The following is a 20,534-nucleotide window of genomic DNA, read 5'->3' as shown; positions in this document are numbered from 1 at the left end:
ATAAAATAGAATTTAGTCGGTATGCAGACTATCTTTGTAGGAGAATTGATCCCAAATTTATTCGACATGAAGACCTTAAAGCTAACCATTGCCTGCTTATTTGTTTCTTTTTACACATTTGCAAGCGTTTTACAAACCGAGAAAGAAGCCCTTATAGCGCTCTACAATGCTACTAATGGTAGCAAATGGAATACGTCATGGGATATGGAAGCCTCGATTGATACTTGGTATGGTGTTAAAGTAGAGGGTGACAAAGTAGTAGAGTTAAACTTACATTTTAACAACCTTCAGGGAACCATACCTCAAGAGATAGGAAATTTAACTGCTTTGAAAAAAATAAATTTTGGTTTCAATAAATTAAGTGGAACTATTCCATCTACAATTAGTAACTTAAAAGAATTAACAACTTTAGAACTTTTTATGAATAATTTGGAAGGTAATATTCCAAACGAATTGGGCGAGTTGAAAAAATTAGAATCCTTACACTTATATAGCAATAAGTTATCTGGTAATATTCCTGAATCCCTTATGGGATTGACAAACTTAAAGGAATTATTGTTAGGAAGCAATTTTTTAACCGGAACTATTCCAAATCAAATATATGCCTTATCTAGTTTAGAAAAATTGAGTCTTATAGATAATAAGTTGGAAGGAGAAATTCCTGTTGAAATCGCCCAATTAAGCAATTTACAAGAGCTAGTATTATCGAGTAATGGGTTTACAGGAAACTTTCCTATGGAATTGGTTAACTTAACAAATTTAAATACCATCATGGTAAGTGATAACAATTTAAACCAAGATATTACTACAATATCCAATAGAACAGGAAGTACACCACCTGATTTGTTATTCTTGGAATTGCAGAGTCAAAATGCTACAGCGACTATGGATATTGAAAAAGAATAATATAGTTTTTTAAGTAAATTAGTTTTAGTTAGTTAAAAAAAGGGAAAACAATCTAAGTTATTTTCCCTTTTTTTAATTTTATAACTATGATTGAACACTATTTTACTTGTCCTTATTGCTGGCAATCTATCTCTATGTTTTTAGATAGCTCAATTAAAAAACAATCTTATGTAGAAGATTGTGAAGTATGTTGTAACCCCATAAAAATTTCATTTGAATTTTTGAATTCGGAACTTCTAGAGTTTCAGGCAAATAGTATAGGGCAATAAATATTTTAGTAATTTCCTATTGTATAAACTAAAAAGGATTGTATATTTGCTCTCCAATATCGCGGGATAGAGCAGTAGGTAGCTCGTCGGGCTCATAACCCGAAGGTCACTGGTTCGAGTCCAGTTCCCGCTACACAGAAGCTCCTTGATTTTTTCAAGGGGCTTTTCTTTTTTGTTTAGAATCATCATTTAGAGGATAAATGAGCTATTAAATAGTGTTCCACATTATGCCACTACATATGTTCCTATGGATGCTGGATTCTTCGTCTCGACATCTACTTGATTTTATTGTATTATCTTTAGGATTACATATGGATGAATAAAACAACGATTTTTGTAGTACCAAATTATAATTGTGAAAATAAAGATACATACAACATAAAATCATAGGTTTTCCTTCAATAAAACTAACCATAAAGCAATGATAAAATTCTTTAGAAAGATTCGCAAAAATTTACTTATGGAAAATAAAACTGCAAAGTATTTGAAGTATGCAATTGGCGAAATAGTGCTTGTAGTGATAGGAATATTGATTGCCTTACAGATTAATAATTGGAATGAATTCAGAATAAAAAGGCAAAAAGAAATTGTCAACTTAATAGAGATAAAAAATGATTTAGAAAATGACCTGAATACAGAACTTGTACCCGGAATTAGTTTTTACTCTCAAGCTAACAAAGAGTTGAGTCGTCTAAGGGACTTTTATCTTAATAAAGCAACTATTCCCAAGGATTCCCTTATGAAGTATTTTCTCAACAATCAGTCTGAATGGTATTTCATCCTTAATAAAGGTGCCTACGAAAACCTAAAATCAACAGGGATTGATATTATTTCAAATGATTCCCTTCGTAATAAAATATCATCTCTTTACAGTAATGGCTACCCTGAATTAGAGAATCGAGATAATATAATTAAACAGTTTTACGATAATGAATTTAGACCAATTTTGTCTGATAACATTATACTTTATGATTCAACACTTTCTCAAAATGATTTTGATTTTATAAAAAACAGTAAACAGATTGGCAATAGAATTATGAGGCACTATACATTGAGAATTTGGTTGTTTGCTAGAACTGAATTAATGAAATCGAAAGTAGAATTAATAATTAGAGATATTGATAAAGAATTAGAACGACTTGATAATTAATTTAAAACTATAAATAGAATAACTAAAGCTCAACAACTTCTATAAATAATAGCTCATCAAACTCTGGATATATTGCATCTATTTAATAATACTAACCAATAACCTATGATAAAATTCTTTAGAAATATACGAAAAAGCCTTTTGAATCAAGGGAAAACCACCAAATATCTAAAATATGCCATAGGAGAAATTATATTGGTTGTTATCGGTATTTTGATGGCCCTTCAGATTAATAACTGGAATGAAGAGAGAAAAAACAGTAAATTAAAAAATACTTATAAGGAAAGTTTAATAGAAAACCTTGTTCTGGACAGTATTTCGATATCTTCGATAATAGGTAAAATTAATACTGATGTAAGAAATATTGAAAAATTTGAAGAAAGAGTTTCTAATTCTCAAAACCCTTTAGATACAATCCTCAAAATTGCTCGTTATGAATATCTTTTCCTCATATATATTATTTTAGATTTCCAACAAGACACTTATGAAGTTCTAAATTCTACTGGACATATTGGCTTATTCTCAAGTGAGCTAGTGAAGAAACTTAAAGAGGTAAATAGTTTACAAAAGCGTACTTTTTTTTCAATCTCACAATCTTTTGAATCATACAGAAATGTCCTGACAAATTATTCAAGAAAGTATCCTTTCTCATTTAAAAACAATTTAATCAAAAATAATACTAAAGCTGCAAGCGAAATTTGGAATAATATTTCTAAATCTGAACACGCTACAGAATTTAATTCTTTGATTATTGCTAAAGGAGATGTCTACAGACTTGAGTTAGGTCATTTAACTAAATTACAGACAAAAACAAATGAATTGCTTTCTCAACTTCGAGAAATATAATGTCAAAAAACTCAATTAAAGCCATAAAAAATAAATTAAACGTAAGCTAACCCATGATAAAATTTTTTAGAAACATACGAAAAGCACTTTTGAATGAGGGCAAGACCACCAAATACCTAAAATATGCTATAGGAGAAATTATACTGGTAATGATTGGAATTTTATTGGCAATTCAAGTTAACAACTGGAACGAGAAAAGAATACAAAGCATAAGCCTTGAAAAGGCTCTTCGGCAAGTTATGAATGACCTAATGCAAGACGAGATATATTTAAAACATTACGAAGATACAGATGCAAGAAGAATTGAATATTTAGAGGCACTTTCAAAAAGGAATTATCACAACATTATGTTAGATTCAATACTTTATAATCTGGACCATTACATCTACATGTATAAGAGTGATAACGCTTACTCAACGTTAAAATCAAGTGGTCTGTTCTCGGTAATTAAAAATGACAGCCTAAAAAGTAATTTGACATCCTATTACGAACAAATCTATGACCAGTTAAAAAGTATTACCGAATTTGGAGAAACCTTTACTAATGATAGAATAGTACCTTTTTTAATATCCAATTTTGATTGGGATGAAAACAGATTAGTTGATGAAACCCTAGTTAAAGAGAAGATAGCTACGACCAATCTTTTACAACTTACCAAATATCAAATAGATGTCAAAAGATATTCTTTTCCTTTTCTAACTAACGCTCTTACATTAATTAATACTTTGCGAATTGAAATTGAAAAGGAAATAGATAATCTGAAATAACCAAAGCTTAAAGACTTCTATAAACAATAGCTAATCAAACACTAGAGATATTGCATCTATTTAAAAATATTAATTACCTCACTCATACAAATTGAACATTATGATAAATAATGGTCTATTTGAGTATTGATTTTTCAAAATCAATTATTTTGATGAAGTCGCTGATAAGTAAACTTCGGTTCGATAATTCAAGCTTTCCCGCTACTAAACAAGACGCATCATCTAAATTAGATGGTGCGTTTTTAGTTTTAGCTCTCTTATCTATTACAATATTTAAGATAATGTCAAATGTTTAGCTGATTTTAGGGGTCGATATTCACGGTTTCGTGGATCAATAACTATGCCTGATGGATGTATTTACCTTTGTTTAATTAGTTTTTCTAAACATTGAAGGTGACTTGTGCTTAAGGGATTTAAATTGTCTGTTAAAGTTAGATTGATTATTATAGCCACAAAGTTCAGCAATTTCAATAACAGACATTTCAGGATGCTTCATTAAAAGTTTACTGGCATGCTCTATTCGTAATTCAGTTAAAAAAGCTACGTAGGTTTTGTTGGTGCGTTTTTTAAAATATTTACAAAATGCATTTTTGGTCATGTTGGCCACAGATGCTATTGTACTCAGAGAAATATCCGTTTCAAAATGGTTCATGGTATATTCAAAAACATCGCGGAGGCGTTTCCCTTCATTATCCGTAAATTTTTTGTTATACACATAGGATGATAAACTTATGTAATTGGCTTTAGTAGCTATTTTTAATAATTGTAATAAAGTAATCAGTTTGTCTAACTTAGAGGTTTTGTTAAGGTTCAAAAACAAATTGGTAATGATTTTTTTGTGGGATGTAATTTTAAATCCTTGTTTGGATCGTCTGAAAAAAGGTCGAACTTCTTTCAATTCTTCCAACTCAAAAAATTGATTGCCAAATGAATGCCTTGTAAAAAAAAGAGTAAACATATGCGAACTTGGGGATGAATCTGTGTCGCTTTTAAAAACATGGGGTATGTTACTGCCTATAACCAGAATATCTCCTTTGGAATAGTAGTTAACACTATCTCCAACAATTAAAGTGCCTTCACCTTCAAAAATTAAGCTTATTTGGATTTCTTCATGTTGATGCAGTTTATCATAAAACGCTATATCAAGGTCTTCCTGAAAAACAATAACGTGTTGTTCAGGTTTTGGAATTTTAAAAGGTAATACTTTCATAACGTAATATTGGTTAAATAATATTCAATATATAATATCGATTATAAATATAGGATAATATAATATTATATATGGATAATTATATATTAATTGTAACAACTATTTAACGGTAATTTTGATTGTCAAAAAAATATAACTATGAGTATTCAATGGAAAGGTGTTATGCCAGCAGTTACAACACAGTTCAAGTCAAATGATGTGTTGGATTTAGAACTATTTAAAGTAAATATTAAAGCACAATTAGATGCTGGGGTTCATGGTATTGTATTGGGAGGTACACTTGGTGAAGCCAGTACGCTTACAGATCAAGAAAGACGTATTCTTACTAGGGAAACGGTAGCTTTTGTTGAAGGTAGAGTTCCTGTTTTAATGAATATTGCCGAGCAAACAACGAAAGCAGCTATTGCTTTAGCTAAAACGGCTGAAGATGATGGAGCAGCTGGATTAATGATGTTGCCGCCCATGCGTTATAAAGCAAGTGATGAGGAGGTGGTGGAGTATTTTAAGACAGTTGCTAACAGTATATCATTACCAATCATGATTTACAACAATCCAATAGACTACAAAATTGAAGTGACTTTAGATATGTTTGCCCAGTTGTTAGAGGCATGTCCTAATATTCAGGCGGTTAAGGAATCCACAAGGGATACCACAAACATTACCAGAATAAAGAATAGGTTTGGAGACAGGTTGGCAATCATGACCGGTGTAGATACATTGGCATTGGAAAGTTTAGTACTTGGTGCCGATGGTTGGGTAGCAGGATTGGTTGATGCTTTTCCAGCCGAGACTGTAGCTATTTATGAATTGCAAAAAGTAGGAAGAATAAAAGAAGCATTAGAAATTTACAGGTGGTTTATGCCGCTGTTGGAATTAGATATAAGTCCTAAATTAGTACAGTACATAAAAATGGCATCGGTATATACGGGTATTGGGGCAGAATATGTGAGGGCGCCAAGATTGGTGCTGTCTGGTCAGGAACGCAAGGATATTATCAAAATTATTGAAGATGCTATTTCGGTGAGACCAATTTTACCAGATTATAAAAGTATAAATAATTAGGGGGTAACACGTCACACATGACCTGGCTTAAGTAACTCGATTTTTTTGTTCAAGATGGTTATTTTGAGTATATTTTAACCATTTAAAAGAACATAAAGAACTCAAATATTAGACTGAGTTAAGCCTTGTTAAAAGGTCTCAATTCCTAAAAAAAATAAAAGATGATAACAGGAAAAAATTATATAGGAAATAAGCTTTCGGCAGAGGGCAATATTACCCATCGCACTATAAATCCAAAGCTCGATATAGAAAATTCAACACCTTTTTTTGAAGCTACAGGTAAAGAACTTGACAAAGCAGTTGCATTAGCTTGGGATGCGTTTAAGGTATACAGAAAAATTCCTGGTGTTTGTAGGGCGGCGTTTTTAAATACTATAGCCGATGAAATTTTAGCGTTGGACCAAGGGTTGATTAATGTTTATACATCGGAATCTGGTTTGCCCGAAGGGCGTGCCATTGGAGAACGTGCAAGAACAGTATTTCAATTACGTTCTTTTGCCAATTTAGTGTCTAATGAAGACTGGAGGGAAAATACTATAGATGAAGCCATTCCAGATAGGCAGCCACTGCCTAAAGAAGATTTGCGAAGAACTTTAATCCCTTTAGGTCCTGTAGTTGTGTTTGCGGCCAGTAATTTTCCTCTGGCCTATTCAACAGCAGGAGGTGATACGGCCAGTGCTTTGGCGGCTGGATGTCCGGTAATAGTAAAGGCTCATGCGATGCACTCGGGTACAGCAGAGCTGGTAGCATCGGCTATTATTAAGGCTGCGGAAAAAACAGGTATGCCCAATGGCGTGTTTTCAAACATTATGGGGCGTGGTAGAACCGTTGGTACGGCTTTAGTAAAACATCCAAAAATTAAAGCTGTTGGCTTTACAGGAAGTATTTCAGGTGGTCGTGCTTTATTCGATCTAGCATCACAACGGGAAGAACCCATTCCTGTATTTGCAGAAATGGGAAGTATTAACCCAGTGGTTGTTACTTCAAAAGCAATCAATAAAAGATTAGCTGAAATAGCTAACAACTATGCGGCTTCCATTACTTTAGGAACGGGTCAATTTTGTACCAATCCAGGATTGATTCTAACTATTGAAAGCGAAAAAACACAAGAGTTTATAAAGGTTCTGGCAGAAAAAACTATTGCCATTGAAGCACAATGTATGTTGCATCCTAACATTAAAAAAGCCTTTATTGAAAATGGAAATAGTGTAACTTCCCAACCAGGAGTTGAAGTGGTTGGACAATTGAAAGGTGATTTAGAACCTAATTATGCTGCAACATTGGTAGCTACCGTTTCAGGCGCCAATTTTTTAGCAAACCCAAGGACGAGTCAGGAAGTTTTTGGACCTTTCTCCTTAGTGGTTCGATGTAAGAATGAAGCAGAGTTATTAGAGGTTATTGATGGTCTTGAAGGTCAATTAACAGCGACGATAATAGCAGAGGAAGAGGAATATGGGGATTTACACGATTTGGTAGATGCGCTTGAAAATAGGGTAGGAAGAATTATTTTTAATGGTGTGCCTACAGGTGTAGAAGTTTGTCCATCAATGCAGCACGGCGGACCATATCCAGCATCGACCGATTCCAGATTTACTGCAGTAGGAACGAATGCCATTAAACGATGGGTTAGGCCTGTTAGTTATCAATCTTTTCCAAAAGAGCTATTGCCATTGGCATTACAGTAATGATTTATAAATGAGTAAAAGTACGTTTGTTTGTATAGATGCCCATACCTGTGGTAACCCTGTTAGACTTATAAAGGAAGGAGGGCCATTGCTTATAGGTAAAACCATGAGCGAAAAGCGTCAACACTTTTTAAGGGAATACGATTGGATTCGCAAAGGATTAATGTTTGAGCCCCGAGGTCATGATATGATGAGTGGCAGTATTTTATATCCACCGCATAATCCAGAGAACGATTTTGCCATCCTTTTTATTGAAACATCGGGTTGCTTGCCTATGTGTGGTCATGGTGCCATAGGATCTGTTACTATTGCTGTTGAAGAAGGTTTGATAAACCCAAAAACACCTGGTAAAATTAAAATGGAAGCCCCAGCTGGTTTGATAGAGGTTGAATATCAACAAACAGGAGGTAAAGTAGATTGGGTAAAACTGATAAATGTTAAGAGTTTTTTGGCTGCTGAAGGTTTAACCGTTGAATGCCCAAAGTTAGGTGAAATAGTTTTCGATGTGTCTTATGGTGGGAACTATTACGCTATAGTTGAACCACAAGAAAATTTTGAAGGTGTTCATGCGTTTTCGGCTTCAAAAATCATTCAGTATTCTCAAATTGTTAGACAGCGTATAAATGAAAAATATCCTAATTTGTTCATTCATCCTGAAAATGAAACGATTCGTGATGTAAGCCACATGCTATGGACTGGAAACCCAATAGACCCAATGTCCTCTGGTAGAAATGCAGTTTTTTATGGGGATAAGGCTATCGACAGAAGCCCGTGTGGTACGGGTACATCAGCAAGATTAGCACAATTGCACGCTAAAGGACTGTTAAAACAAGGTGAGCCATTTATCCATGAAAGTTTTATAGGTAGCAAGTTTATTGGTTGTATTGAAGAAGAAACTACCTTAGATGGCAAACCAGCCATTGTACCAAGTATTAAAGGTTGGGCTAAAATTTATGGACATAATACGATTACCATAGATAGCGAAGACGATCCTTACGCTTTCGGATTTCAAGTCATTTAATCTATGAATTTATGAGTAAAAAGGTTCTTGTTATAGGAGGAGGTATTATAGGGCTGTGTTCGGCCTATTACCTGAATCAAGAAGGGTGTGACGTAACGGTTGTCGACCAAACCAATATGGACTCGGGAGCATCACATGTTAATGCTGGGTATATAACCCCAAGTCATTTTATTTCGCTTGCTGCTCCTGGAATCATTACCAAAGGCATTAAATGGATGTTTAATTCTGCCAGTCCACTTTATGTAAAACCAAGACTGGATTTAGAATTCTTTAAATGGGCTTTAAATTTTAAAAGATCTGCTACTAAAGAAAAAGTAGAAGCTTCTATTCCCATTTTAAGGGATTTTAGTTTATTAAGTAGAGATTTATATAAAGATTTAAAGCAGTCGGATACATTTAAATTTCATTTCGAACGAAAAGGGTTATTAATGTGTTATAAAACCGATAAAGTTGGAGAAGAGGAATGGGAAGTTGGCAAACGTGGTATACAGGAAGGTTTTGGAGTTAAGCACTTATCTAAACAGGAAGTAGATGTTCTTGAGCCTCATGTCAATATGGATATAAAAGGAGCTGTGTATTACGACTGTGATGCACATATGACCCCAAACAATTTTATGCAAGAAATGATGTTGCATTTGAAAACTAAGGGTGTGACATTTTTTAAAAATGAAAAAGTAAAGGATATTGAAGTTTCTAATAGCGTTATTAAAAGTGTAATAACAGATAAACAGAACTTAAAAGCAGATGAGGTTGTTTTGGCAGCTGGTAGTTGGAGTTCCTTAATGACCAAAAAACTTGGGTTAAATATACCTTTACAGGCAGGAAAGGGGTATAGAATTGATGTTGAAAAGAAAACGGGAATATGCTATCCTGCAATTTTATGTGAAGCTAGGGCGGCAGTAACACCAATGGAGGGATTTACCCGTTTTGCGGGTACCATGGAGCTTAGTGGAATTAATCATGATATTAACCCAAAGCGCGTTGAAGCCATTGCTAAAGCAGTTCAAAGTTATTATAGGGGTTTAAATATTAGTAATGAAGATAAAAATGCAGCTCAATGTGGCTTGAGACCTTGTACACCAGATGGATTGCCTTATATTGGTAAATCATCAAGATGTAGTAATTTAACCATTGCTGCAGGTCATGCCATGATGGGATGGAGTCTAGGTCCTGCTACAGGAAAACTGGTTTCTGAAGTAATTTTAGATAAAAAGTTGACTCTAAAAATACAACCCTTTAGTCCAGATAGAAAATTTTAAGGAAACGACTAATTAACTTAATTAAATATGCAAACCTACGGTATTGGAGGTTCAACTATAGAGGAGGAATTAAATAAAATATCACCTAAATCCCAGTTTGTATCTCCAATTCAAAAAGAGGAGTATCTGTCTCGTATTAAAAAGGTGGTTGGATTAATGAGGACTAATCATGTGCCTGCATTATATGTGAATGCAGGAACCAATTTAACCTATTTTACAGGTACAACATGGAGTCCAAGTGAACGTATGGTTGGAGCTCTAATTTTTTTAGATGGCTCTGTACATTATATTGCTCCAAAGTTTGAAAAGGGAACTATTTTAGACTTTATGGTTGTAGAAGGCGAAGTTCACTGTTGGGAAGAACATGAGAATCCTTATCATTTATTTACAACTGTTTTAACATTAAAGAATATTAATAATGGAGAAATTTATGTAGATGAAACCACCCCTTTTTTTATAACCAATGGTATTTTAGAAATAACGACATCCTATAGATTAATTAATGCTAGAGCCATTGTAGAACCGTGCCGCATGCAAAAGTCTAAGGCTGAAATAGCCATTATGCAATTGGCAATGGATATTACCCTTGAAGTCCATAAAGCTGCAGCCAGAATTATGCGTGTTGGAATAACCCAAAAAGAGGTTGTAGATTTTATACATGAAGCCCATAAACGTTATGGTATAGTATCTGGTTCTTATTTTTGTATTGTTTTGTTTGGAGCAGATACGTCTTTTCCGCATGGTGTTAGGTCGCCTAAGCCCCTTGAAGCAAATGATATTATTTTAGTTGATACTGGGTGTGTGCTAGAGGGTTATATTTCAGATATTACCCGAACCTATACATTTGGTAATCCAACGAAAGAGCAGATAAAAATTTGGAATATTGAAAAAGAAGCACAATTGGCGGCGTTTAATAGTGCACAATTGGGTAATACTTGTGGTGCAGTCGATAAAGCTGCAAGAGAAATAATAAGCTCATACGGCTTAGGGCCTAATTATGAACTACCAGGATTACCACATAGAACAGGCCATGGTATTGGTTTGGATATTCATGAATACCCCTATATTGTTAAAGATAATAATGAGGTTTTAAAATCGGGCATGTGCTTTAGTAACGAACCCATGATTTGTGTTCCCAATGGCTTTGGTATTCGATTAGAGGATCATATCTACATGACAGAAGAGGGACCGCAGTGGTTTACAGGGCCAGCACATACAATTAATAACCCTTTTGGTATTTAGGTTTTAAAACAAACGAGTTAGTTGTGATATTGGATGTTATACTTTTCAGCTAACTTGTTCCAGTCGGTATTTTTGCTTTCGCGTTTAAAAGTGGCAGGGGGAATACCAAATTCTTCTTTAAAACTTTTGGTGAAATATTTAGCATCTTTATAACCTACCATATAGGCCGCTTCAGAAATATTGTATCCATTTTGACTTATTAACAGAGCGGCTTTTCTTAATCTTAAGGATTTTACCAAATCGATTAGCGTTTTGCCTGTAATCTCTTGATATTTTCTATAGATAACAGAATAACTCATGTTAAATATCTTGGTTAAATCTTCCAGTTTAAAGTCGGGGTTCTCTAATTGTTTATTGATTTCGTTTACCAGTTTCTCCAAGAATATATCACCTTTTGAGGGTTTTGCAATATGTTCTGGACTGCTAATTAAATCCATTTTGTATTTAGAGATTGCTTTTTCTTTTGCTTTAAGTATATTGGTTACTTTTAATTGGAGCTCATAAAAGTTGAACGGTTTTTTTATGTATTCTACTGCACCAGTTTGTAAGCCCTTTATCTTATTTGTAGCCGAATTTTTAGCAGTTAAAATAATGATTGGAATATGGGCGGTCACTTTTTTCTTTTGAAGTAGTTTGCACATTTCTAGACCATCAATAACAGGCATCATAATGTCACTAATGATTAAGTCTGGAATGTGTTTTTCTGCCAATTCGATGCCTTCTTTGCCATTTGCAGCAATAAGCAAGTGATAAGCATTAGATAAAACATCTCGCAAAAACATTTGCATTTCAATGTTGTCTTCTACGATTAGCAATGTATATTTTTTATCAGTTTCAACATTTGTTTTTATGTTGAAATTTGTCTCTAAGTCTTCAAATTCCTCCTCAATAGAATCGGAAATAATGTTCGAATTTTCAACAAATATCTTTTCATCTTCGGTAAAGATGTTCTCTTTGGTTGAAAGCTTAACAGAAAAACAAGTACCGTTTTCTGGTGATGATTTCACATCTATCTCACCTTTATGTAATGTGATAAGTTCTTTAGTAAGCGCAAGCCCAATACCAATACCCTTGCTGTGTTTTCCTAAGTCCGATTGATAAAAAAGTTTAAAAATATCCTGAAGTTCTTCCTTAGGAATGCCAGGACCAGAATCCCTAACCGAAATATTGACCGACTCCTTAGTTTCATCTAAACTCACTTTAAGGGAAATTGTTCCTTCTTTTGGGGTAAACTTAAAGGCATTGGATAGTAAATTGTAAATGACATGTTCAATTTTGTCACTATCGTACCAAATATTAATATCAGTTTCTGGGTATTGTTGGATAAAATGGATGTCTTTAAATCGGGCTTGTTCGTTAAATGATAGGGCAATTCTTTTTAAATCTTTAATTAAATTGTTTTTTGAGGCATAGATACGTAGCTTGCCAAGCTCTTTATTCCTAACAGTCATTAACTCCATGGCTATTCGCGACAATCTATTGGCGTTATTGTCGATCATTAATAGCCTTTTGTATAAAAGTTTATTACCATTATCGCTAGCCCTTTTCAACATATCCGAAATGGGGCCTAAAATAAGGGTCAATGGTGTTTGTATTTCGTGCGACATCTTTGCGAAAAAATTCATTTTAAGCGCATATAGTTCCTTTTCTTTATTGTTTTGCCAGGTTTCTTTAATCAGCCTACTTTTTAAACGAAACCATACCCAAAAGCCGTAAATTAGTAATAGGCCAATTAAAAAATATAGAAGGTATGCCCATGAAGTGTACCACCAAGGTGGTTTTATTGAAATATTTAATGATATGGGCTCAATGTTCCATTCGTCCTTTTTAGTTCCTGCTTTCACCTGGAAGGTATAATTTCCATAGGGGATGTTTGTGTAGGTTGCTGTTCGTTCTTCTCTTGGAGTAATCCATTCGTTGTCAAACCCGTTTAGCCTATAGGCATAATGATAATCGGTATTTATTAAGTTCCCCAAGGCTGAAAATTGAAATGAAAAAGAAGATTGGTTATAATTTAATTTAAGATCTTTAACATATTCAACACCATAATGGACTTGCTCAGGTATAATATTGTTGGCAGGTTTATTAAGAATTTCAATATCGTTTAAATAAAGCTTGGCTTCCGTGTCATTTTTTTTAATTTCTGAGGGCAAGAAGGCATTAACGCCATGATCACCACCAAAATATAAAAAACCATCATTATCTTTAAAGTCACTCCTTCTTGAAAAAGTGGTATTGTGAAAGCCATCAATCTGATAAAAAGATTTAAGCTCATTTGATTTTAAGTTAAAATGGTGCACTCCATTTGTACTGCTTAACCATAAATTGTTTGAATCCTCTATTAAAACCGATGAAATAAAAATGCCATTCAAATAGCTGTTATTGGCGAAAGATTCAAAAGTATTACTGTTTATGTTATACTTGATAAGTATTCCAGATGCGGCTAAAATCCATAAATGACCATTAAAATCAGGTTTTAAGGAATGTATGTTGTAATTTCTTAAATCTTCTGGATTGGCTATGAAATAGTTGTGTTTAGTAAAATAGGACTCTTTTAAATCCTGTGCATCTTCATTAAGTTTATAAAGTTTATTAGGGTTTAAACCTAACCAAATATTACCATGTTCATCTTCGTTAATCCCCATACAGGTGGTTCCAAATAAACCTTTGTCATTATAATTAAAAGAAGCTAATAATTCATGCTTGTCATTGAACACATTGAAAGCCCCTCCAAAAGCTGCCCAAATTCTATTTTTTGAATCTTTAAAAACAGTCTGTACATCTGGAGAAGAGGTGTTATTTGGTTCTATTTTTTTGAAACTATTTAAGGAAGGGTTGTATACCCATAATCCATTTTGGTAGGTTCCAAGCCAAATGTTACCGTTTTGGTCTTCGGCCATGGATTGAATGTAACGCCCTTCAAAAAAATTATTATTCTTGTTGGAAGGCTTATATTGAATTTTATGACCGCTAGGAAGAACTTTATTGAGGCCTTTTCCATCCGTACCAATATAAATTATTCCATTAGAAGCTTTTAAAACCGATAAAACCTTTGTAGAACCTTCATTTTTTAATCCATTATAGTATTTTATTTTGTTTGTATTCTTTGGCAGGATATTAATAACACCTTGCTTTGCAATAGCCCAAATGTTATTTTTTGAATCTTCAGTAATGTTAGTAATGGTATTGTCACTTATTGAAAATCTATCATTCTCTTGATGTTTATAAACCGAAAGTTTATCATTATTTGTGTTAATACTGTAGAGGCCATCTCCATCAGTCCCTGCCCATATAACACCAGAACTATCACAAAAAATAGAAATAAACATGTGGTGTTTCGATGCTCCGTTATTTATTTCAACATCGTATTGTTTTAACATATCTATTTTAGGATCATAACAAAAAAGACCTTCCAGTTCAGTGGCAATCCATAAACGCCCCAACTTGTCATTAGTAATGTAAACATTCTGCTGGTTTCTGGTTTCAAGTCCTTCATATAGTTCAAGAGTATGGGTTATAGTTGAATAATTATAGATATTTCCTGTTTGTGTACTTACCCATAATTTGTCGGGGCTTGTTAAAGCAATAGTATTTATAGTTTGTTTGGTATCATTAATTTGAGGTAAAGTAAATATGGATTCTATGGTATTACTATTGAAGGTGTATTTAAAAAGATTACCATTCACTGAACCAAACCAAACAGTGTCATCTATTGGAGTTATGGAAGTAATTTGAGTGTAGCTGTCATTTTTTTTTATAAATTCTTTAAACGAGGTTTTTTCACCAGTTGTAGATAGTTTCAAAAGCTCACCTTTAAAAGAAGAAATCCAAAGGTTCCTGCGACTGTCTTTGGCTAAAATGAAATTCTGGTCTCTCGTAAAATCATTTCCAAAAACACTGGTTAAAGGTTTTCGTATAAAGTCATAGCCATTGTATTTGTGTATTCGGTTATTACCTATAAAAACCATGTAGCCTAGGTGATCTTCGGCAAATTGTATATTTCCACCAAAGGTATTATCTAGCTTGATAAAGTTCGATTCAACTTGTGCATAGATTACAGAAAAAAAATTGAATAGAAATAAAAAGTAAAATGGCTTTATATACTTTCTCATTAATTGGCGAATGATTCTAATTGCGATTTTGAATCAAATTTAATGGATTTCAAATTCATAAAAAAGAAAAGCTATTTGAATTAATAGAATTATAAAAACCTTAAATCTTTAAGTATAAAGTGTTTGAACACAAAAAACAAGATGGGCGGTAAATTAATCAAAAAAGGTAGTTTTTTTGTTCAATATTTTATTATTGAGTAAAATATCCTCTGTTTTAGGTAAAAAAAACTACAGTAATAGTCTTAAAAGATTAGCAAATTTGTAAGATAGTCTTAATATCTATTAACTTTTAAAGGGAAGAAAGTCTAATTGAAAATAATATTTTAATGAGTACAAGAAGAAGTTTTATAAAGAAATCTGCTATTGCTGGAGTTGGCCTCGCAACATTACCCAATGTTACTTTTGGTATTTCAAATTTTAGGCTAGAAGAAAAATTAAAGCTGGGGTTTATTGGTGTAGGTCTTAGGGGAACAAACCATCTTGATAATGCTTTGCAAAGGAAAGATGTTGTAATTACCGCTATTTGCGATATAGATCCAAACAGAATATCCATAGCTTTAGAAAAGATATCAAAAAAGGGTAGAAAAAAGCCAATGATTTTTGGTAGCGATGATAATGACTATAAAAATCTTTTAGAGTTGAAAGATGTGGACGCTGTAATAATTTCAACACCATGGCTGTGGCATACCCGCATGGCCAAGGACGCCATGCTTGCAGGAAAATATACTGGCTTGGAAGTTTCGGCAGCCAATACAATAGAAGAGTGTTGGGATTTAGTCAATACACATGAACAAACTGGAACCCACTTGATGCTTTTAGAAAATGTGAATTATCGTCGGGATGTTTTGGCTGTACTCAATATGGTGAAGCAAAATGTTTTTGGAGAAATGGTGCATTTTAGATGTGGCTACCAGCATGATTTGCGTTTTGTTATGCTGAATGATGGTAAAACAGCCTATGGTAAAGGCGTGGAGTTTGGTGATAAAGGAATATCAGAATCTGTTTGGAGAACACAGCACTCGGTATTAAGAAATGCGGATGTGTATCCAACACATGGTGTGGGTCCTATAGCCGCTATGTGCGACATCAATAGGGGCAATAGATTTGTATCACTAACTTCCCATGCCACAAAAAGTAGGGGGATGCATAATTATATAATAGAAAATGGTGGTAGAAATCACCCAAATGCAAAAGTGAACTTTAAAATGGGAGATGTTATTACGTCAACCATTGAAACGGCTAATGGGGAAACCATTATTGTTACTCATGATGTACACTTACCAAGGCCATATTCATTGGGCTTTAGGGTTCAGGGAACTAAGGGCTTATGGGAAAAGGACGGTGACAGGATCTATATAGAAGGACAATCGGAAAAACCACACCGTTGGGATGACTCAAAGGAATGGTTGCGAAAGTATGATCATCCGCTATGGAAAAAATACGGCGAACATGCAACGGGTTCAGGTCATGGCGGTATGGATTTCTTTGTGTTGCATGCTTTTGTAGAATCTGCTAAGCAAAATATTGTGCCTCCAATGGATGCTTACGATGCCGCCGCTTGGAGTGCGATTACACCATTATCAGAACTATCCATAGAAAATAATGGAGAGCCACAGGATTTTCCAGATTTTACAAGAGGCATATGGGTAAAGAAGAAGCCTTATAAATGGATTAAAGACAGCTATTAAATAAACTAAATAACTAAATTCAATATGAAAATTAAATCAATCTTTAAATTATGAGAAAACTACTAACTTTAAAACTTTTAGGAATTTTGTTGGTGCTTACATGTTCTATGCAGGCACAACAGAAGGTCGTTGGAGGTTCGGTAGCAGACGAATCGGGGTTGCCATTATCAGGTGCAACGATAGCTGTAAAAGGAACAAATACAGGAGTTTCTGCAGACTTTGACGGTAAGTATTCGTTAACCGTTAATGAAAATGCAATACTTGTAGTGTCCTACGTAGGATATATCACTCAAGAGGTTTCAGTCGCTGGAAAAACCATTATAAATGTTACCTTGCAGGAAGATGTTTCACAGCTTGACGAAGTTGTGGTTGTTGGTTTTGGTACGCAGAAAAAAGAAAATGTTTCTGGAGCTACTTCGTTTGTGAAAATGGATGAGATTATTGCAGATAGACCTATAGTCAATGCCGCAGAGGCTCTTCAAGGGGTTGCAGCTGGTTTGCAAGTTACCAATACATCTGGACAGCCTGGTGCTAATAGTGTAGGAATTAATATTCGTGGTTTTACTTCTTTAAACGGAGGTTCCCCATTAATATTGATTAATAACGTTGAAGGGAGTATTGAAGATTTAAACCCAAGAGATATCGAATCTGTTTCCATATTAAAAGATGCTGCAGCTAGTTCGATTTATGGTGCAAGGGCTGCATTTGGTGTTGTGCTTATTACAACTAAAAAAGCAAAACGCAACCAGAAACCTAGGTTTACTTATGACAATACTACAAGTGTCTCTACAACTACAGATTTGCCTGAAAAAGCTACGACTAGAGAGTTTGTTGAAGCTTTAAACGATTGGGGTGTAAGGGATTATTTTGCAGGCCAGAATGTTGAAAGGTGGTTAGGTTATTTAGATCAATTCGACTCAGATCCCAGCCAGTTAAATTTGATAATCGACCCAATTAATGGAACAACTTATCCAATCCATTTTGATACAAACGGATCGCAATACTATCCTTTGGCAGATTCAGATCTCATTGATGAGTTTTTAAATAACTTCGGGTATTCATCAATTCATAACTTTACAGTAAGCGGCGGTGGAGAAAGCGTGGCTTATCGTTTAAGTTCTGGTTATACCTATGAAGATGGTATTATGATAACCAATCAAGATAATTTTAAAAAATATAATATCAATGCGTTAGTTAATGCTGATGTTGCACACAATTTAGAGTCTACTACAAATATTTTTTATAGATCGAGTGTTCAAACAAGACCTAGAGCAGACTACGCTAGCGCAATTCAGTTACGTATGTTCGATCCAACTGGGTTTCTCGATATTGATGGAGAAGCGTTCCCTGTTGATACTCCCGGGAATCTAGTACGGTACAGAGAACCGACAAAAGGCTATGTAGACAACACGAGATTGTATCAACAATTAAAATGGGAACCGTTTAAAAATTTAGAGCTAACGGGTGAATACACTTATGAAAAGGATTTGGTAAGCAATTATTCCTTGAACAATGGGCGCCGCTTTGCTAGAGCGCATTTATATGCCGTTAATGGAACTGCCGAGGATGAAATTAGGAACAGTTCATTGTCGAGATCAAAAAGCCAAACAGTTTACAATGCTTTAAATCTTTATGCAAAATATAATTTTAGTTTGGGAGGGCACAATTTTAACCTTTTAGCAGGATTAAATAAAGAGGAAGAGAATTTTGAATCTTTTTCAGCATTCAGAAATGGTTTGATAGATGTAACAACACCTACTTTTGAATTGGCCGAAGGGGAAAACTGGGATATAAGCGAAGCATTTTACGATTGGTCTATCATAGGATATTTTGGTCGATTCAATTACAATTTCAAAGAGCGTTATTTTGCAGAGGCCAATTTTAGGCGAGATGGGTCGTCCATATTTGCAAAAGGCGATCGTTTTGTGGACTTGCCATCTTTCTCTTTGGCTTGGAATATTGCAAAAGAACCATTCATGAAGAATGTTGACTTTATTTCAATGTTAAAGCCAAGGTTCTCTTGGGGAGAAATAGGTAACCAAATAGCCAGAAAAATTGGGGGTGCCAGGGATTACTATCCATTTAATCCAGGTTATGAGTCTTTCTTTGCCAGCTGGATTAATTTAGGAAGTGATTTAAGGTATTTAACCTTCGAACCAGCACAGCTAATTAGTGCAGGCCTAACATGGGAACAAATTATTTCTACGAACTTAGGTTTAGATGTGACTATGTTTAGTAATCGTCTTGATGCAAGTTTTGAGGTTTATAGAAGAGAAACCAAAGGAATGTTAAGAGAAGGAGAGCCTTTGCCTGGGATATTAGGTACCAGTGCACCATTCCAAAACGTAGCCGATCTAGAGACTACCGGATGGGAAGCGACCTTGAGTTGGAAAGATAGAATAGGTAAGGATTTCACCTATAATATTAATATAAATGTTTTCGACAATATTGCAGAGATCACTAAGTTTAATAATCCAGGGCTTTTGCTTTCAGATTTTAGGGAAGGACAGAGACTGGGTGATATTTACGGCTATGTTACCGATGGCTATTATACTGTTGATGATTTTGTTGAAGGAACATTAAATGCCGATTTATCAGGAGCTAGTAGAGAATTAAAACCAGGAGTGCCAACATTTATTGGAGAAACACCTTATCCTGGAGATGTTAAATTTAAAGATTTAGATGGAGATGGATTCATTTCATCGGGGAATAATACTTTAATAACAGAGTTTGATAGTAATGGAGAGCCAATAAAGAATGCAGATGGTGTGATAACTACTGGTCCTGGAGATAGAAAAGTTATTGGTAATCTTAGAAAACGTTACCAATTTGGGGTTAATGGATCGGCATCATATAAAGGTTTTGATTTTTCTTTTGTACTAAGTGGTGTTGGAAAACAAGATCTTAATAGGAATTCAGATCTAATATGGCCATATCCTTCAGTATTCGATAATATTTACAAACACCAATTAGATTATTGGACACCGGATAACCAAGACGCATTCTATCCTAGAATTTATGGAGACCCAAATAATGGTAATACAGGTAGTAATTATGGCAGAAGCCGCAGGGACCAAACGAAATATTTAAGTGATGAGAGTTATTTACGTATTCAAAATATAACTTTTGGTTATAGTTTAGATAGTAAGTTTTTACAAAAAATAAAAGTTAATAAATTTAGAATATTTATTTCTGGAAATAACATTCATACTTTTGATAGGCTCCCTAAAGGATTAGAGCCCGACCAAGGATCTAATGGTGTATATCCTATAATGACACAATATTCTTTAGGACTTAATCTATCATTCTAAAAAATA

General features: G+C 34.2%; 14 protein-coding genes and 1 tRNA gene. 13 read left to right on the top strand and 2 right to left on the bottom strand.

The features are described from left to right. Nucleotides 1-21 precede the first annotated feature (21 nt). The 6 genes from MR053_RS00545 (at nucleotide 22) to MR053_RS00520 (ending at nucleotide 3,938) form a co-directional block, all read left to right on the top strand. Nucleotides 22-906 carry a leucine-rich repeat domain-containing protein gene (locus MR053_RS00545; RefSeq protein ID WP_242130588.1) on the top strand — a complete coding sequence of 295 codons (885 nt, stop codon included), beginning with the start codon at nucleotides 22-24 and terminating at the stop codon, nucleotides 904-906. Nucleotides 907-992: 86 nt separating this feature from the next. Then, nucleotides 993-1,175, top strand: coding sequence for a CPXCG motif-containing cysteine-rich protein (locus tag MR053_RS00540; protein ID WP_223548735.1), 183 nt, complete (start codon nucleotides 993-995; stop codon nucleotides 1,173-1,175). Nucleotides 1,176-1,235: 60 nt separating this feature from the next. Beyond that, a tRNA-Met gene (locus tag MR053_RS00535) sits at nucleotides 1,236-1,308 on the top strand. Between the two features lie 288 nt (nucleotides 1,309-1,596). Continuing rightward, nucleotides 1,597-2,325 carry a DUF6090 family protein gene (locus MR053_RS00530; RefSeq protein ID WP_242130587.1) on the top strand — a complete coding sequence of 243 codons (729 nt, stop codon included), beginning with the start codon at nucleotides 1,597-1,599 and terminating at the stop codon, nucleotides 2,323-2,325. Nucleotides 2,326-2,430: 105 nt separating this feature from the next. Beyond that, nucleotides 2,431-3,171: a DUF6090 family protein gene (locus MR053_RS00525; protein ID WP_242130586.1), complete on the top strand. Its 741-nt coding sequence runs from the start codon at nucleotides 2,431-2,433 to the stop codon at nucleotides 3,169-3,171. A 53-nt stretch (nucleotides 3,172-3,224) separates the two neighbouring features. Continuing rightward, nucleotides 3,225-3,938, top strand: a complete 714-nt coding sequence (locus tag MR053_RS00520) for a DUF6090 family protein (protein WP_242130585.1) — start codon at nucleotides 3,225-3,227, stop codon at nucleotides 3,936-3,938. Nucleotides 3,939-4,305: 367 nt separating this feature from the next. Here the strand turns inward: MR053_RS00520 and MR053_RS00515 are convergent, their stop codons facing one another. Then, nucleotides 4,306-5,148: an AraC family transcriptional regulator gene (locus tag MR053_RS00515; RefSeq protein ID WP_242130584.1), complete on the bottom strand. Its 843-nt coding sequence runs from the start codon at nucleotides 5,146-5,148 to the stop codon at nucleotides 4,306-4,308. A 138-nt stretch (nucleotides 5,149-5,286) separates the two neighbouring features. Between MR053_RS00515 and MR053_RS00510 the strand changes: the two genes are divergently transcribed. The 5 genes from MR053_RS00510 to MR053_RS00490 all read left to right on the top strand — a co-directional run bounded on the left by MR053_RS00510 (nucleotide 5,287) and on the right by MR053_RS00490 (nucleotide 11,417). Next, nucleotides 5,287-6,210 carry a dihydrodipicolinate synthase family protein gene (locus MR053_RS00510; RefSeq protein WP_242130583.1) on the top strand — a complete coding sequence of 308 codons (924 nt, stop codon included), beginning with the start codon at nucleotides 5,287-5,289 and terminating at the stop codon, nucleotides 6,208-6,210. A 161-nt stretch (nucleotides 6,211-6,371) separates the two neighbouring features. Beyond that, nucleotides 6,372-7,895: an aldehyde dehydrogenase (NADP(+)) gene (locus MR053_RS00505; RefSeq protein ID WP_242130582.1), complete on the top strand. Its 1,524-nt coding sequence runs from the start codon at nucleotides 6,372-6,374 to the stop codon at nucleotides 7,893-7,895. 10 nt (nucleotides 7,896-7,905) lie between these two features. Beyond that, nucleotides 7,906-8,916, top strand: coding sequence for a 4-hydroxyproline epimerase (locus MR053_RS00500; RefSeq protein ID WP_242130581.1), 1,011 nt, complete (start codon nucleotides 7,906-7,908; stop codon nucleotides 8,914-8,916). A gap of 11 nt (nucleotides 8,917-8,927) precedes the next feature. After that, nucleotides 8,928-10,175, top strand: a complete 1,248-nt coding sequence (locus tag MR053_RS00495) for an NAD(P)/FAD-dependent oxidoreductase (RefSeq protein ID WP_223548726.1) — start codon at nucleotides 8,928-8,930, stop codon at nucleotides 10,173-10,175. A gap of 27 nt (nucleotides 10,176-10,202) precedes the next feature. Then, on the top strand, nucleotides 10,203-11,417 hold the full coding sequence (locus tag MR053_RS00490; protein ID WP_242130580.1) for a M24 family metallopeptidase: 1,215 nt from the start codon (nucleotides 10,203-10,205) through the stop codon (nucleotides 11,415-11,417). Nucleotides 11,418-11,434: 17 nt separating this feature from the next. Here the strand turns inward: MR053_RS00490 and MR053_RS00485 are convergent, their stop codons facing one another. After that, complete coding sequence (locus MR053_RS00485) at nucleotides 11,435-15,529, bottom strand: hybrid sensor histidine kinase/response regulator transcription factor (RefSeq protein WP_242130579.1); 4,095 nt, start codon at nucleotides 15,527-15,529, stop codon at nucleotides 11,435-11,437. A 326-nt stretch (nucleotides 15,530-15,855) separates the two neighbouring features. Here MR053_RS00485 and MR053_RS00480 point away from each other — a divergent pair, with 326 nt between their 5' ends. Then, the gene (locus MR053_RS00480; protein WP_242130578.1) at nucleotides 15,856-17,217 is read left to right on the top strand and encodes a Gfo/Idh/MocA family protein; all 1,362 of its coding nucleotides are present in this window, start codon (nucleotides 15,856-15,858) and stop codon (nucleotides 17,215-17,217) included. Between the two features lie 50 nt (nucleotides 17,218-17,267). After that, nucleotides 17,268-20,528 (top strand): SusC/RagA family TonB-linked outer membrane protein, encoded by a 3,261-nt coding sequence (locus MR053_RS00475; RefSeq protein WP_242130577.1) that lies wholly within the window; start codon nucleotides 17,268-17,270, stop codon nucleotides 20,526-20,528. The last annotated feature ends 6 nt before the right edge of the window (nucleotides 20,529-20,534 follow it).

It is taken from the genome of Aestuariivivens marinum, from assembly GCF_022662175.1.
Taxonomy (GTDB): domain Bacteria; phylum Bacteroidota; class Bacteroidia; order Flavobacteriales; family Flavobacteriaceae; genus Aestuariivivens; species Aestuariivivens marinum.
This window is presented reverse-complemented; position numbering and strand designations above follow the sequence as displayed.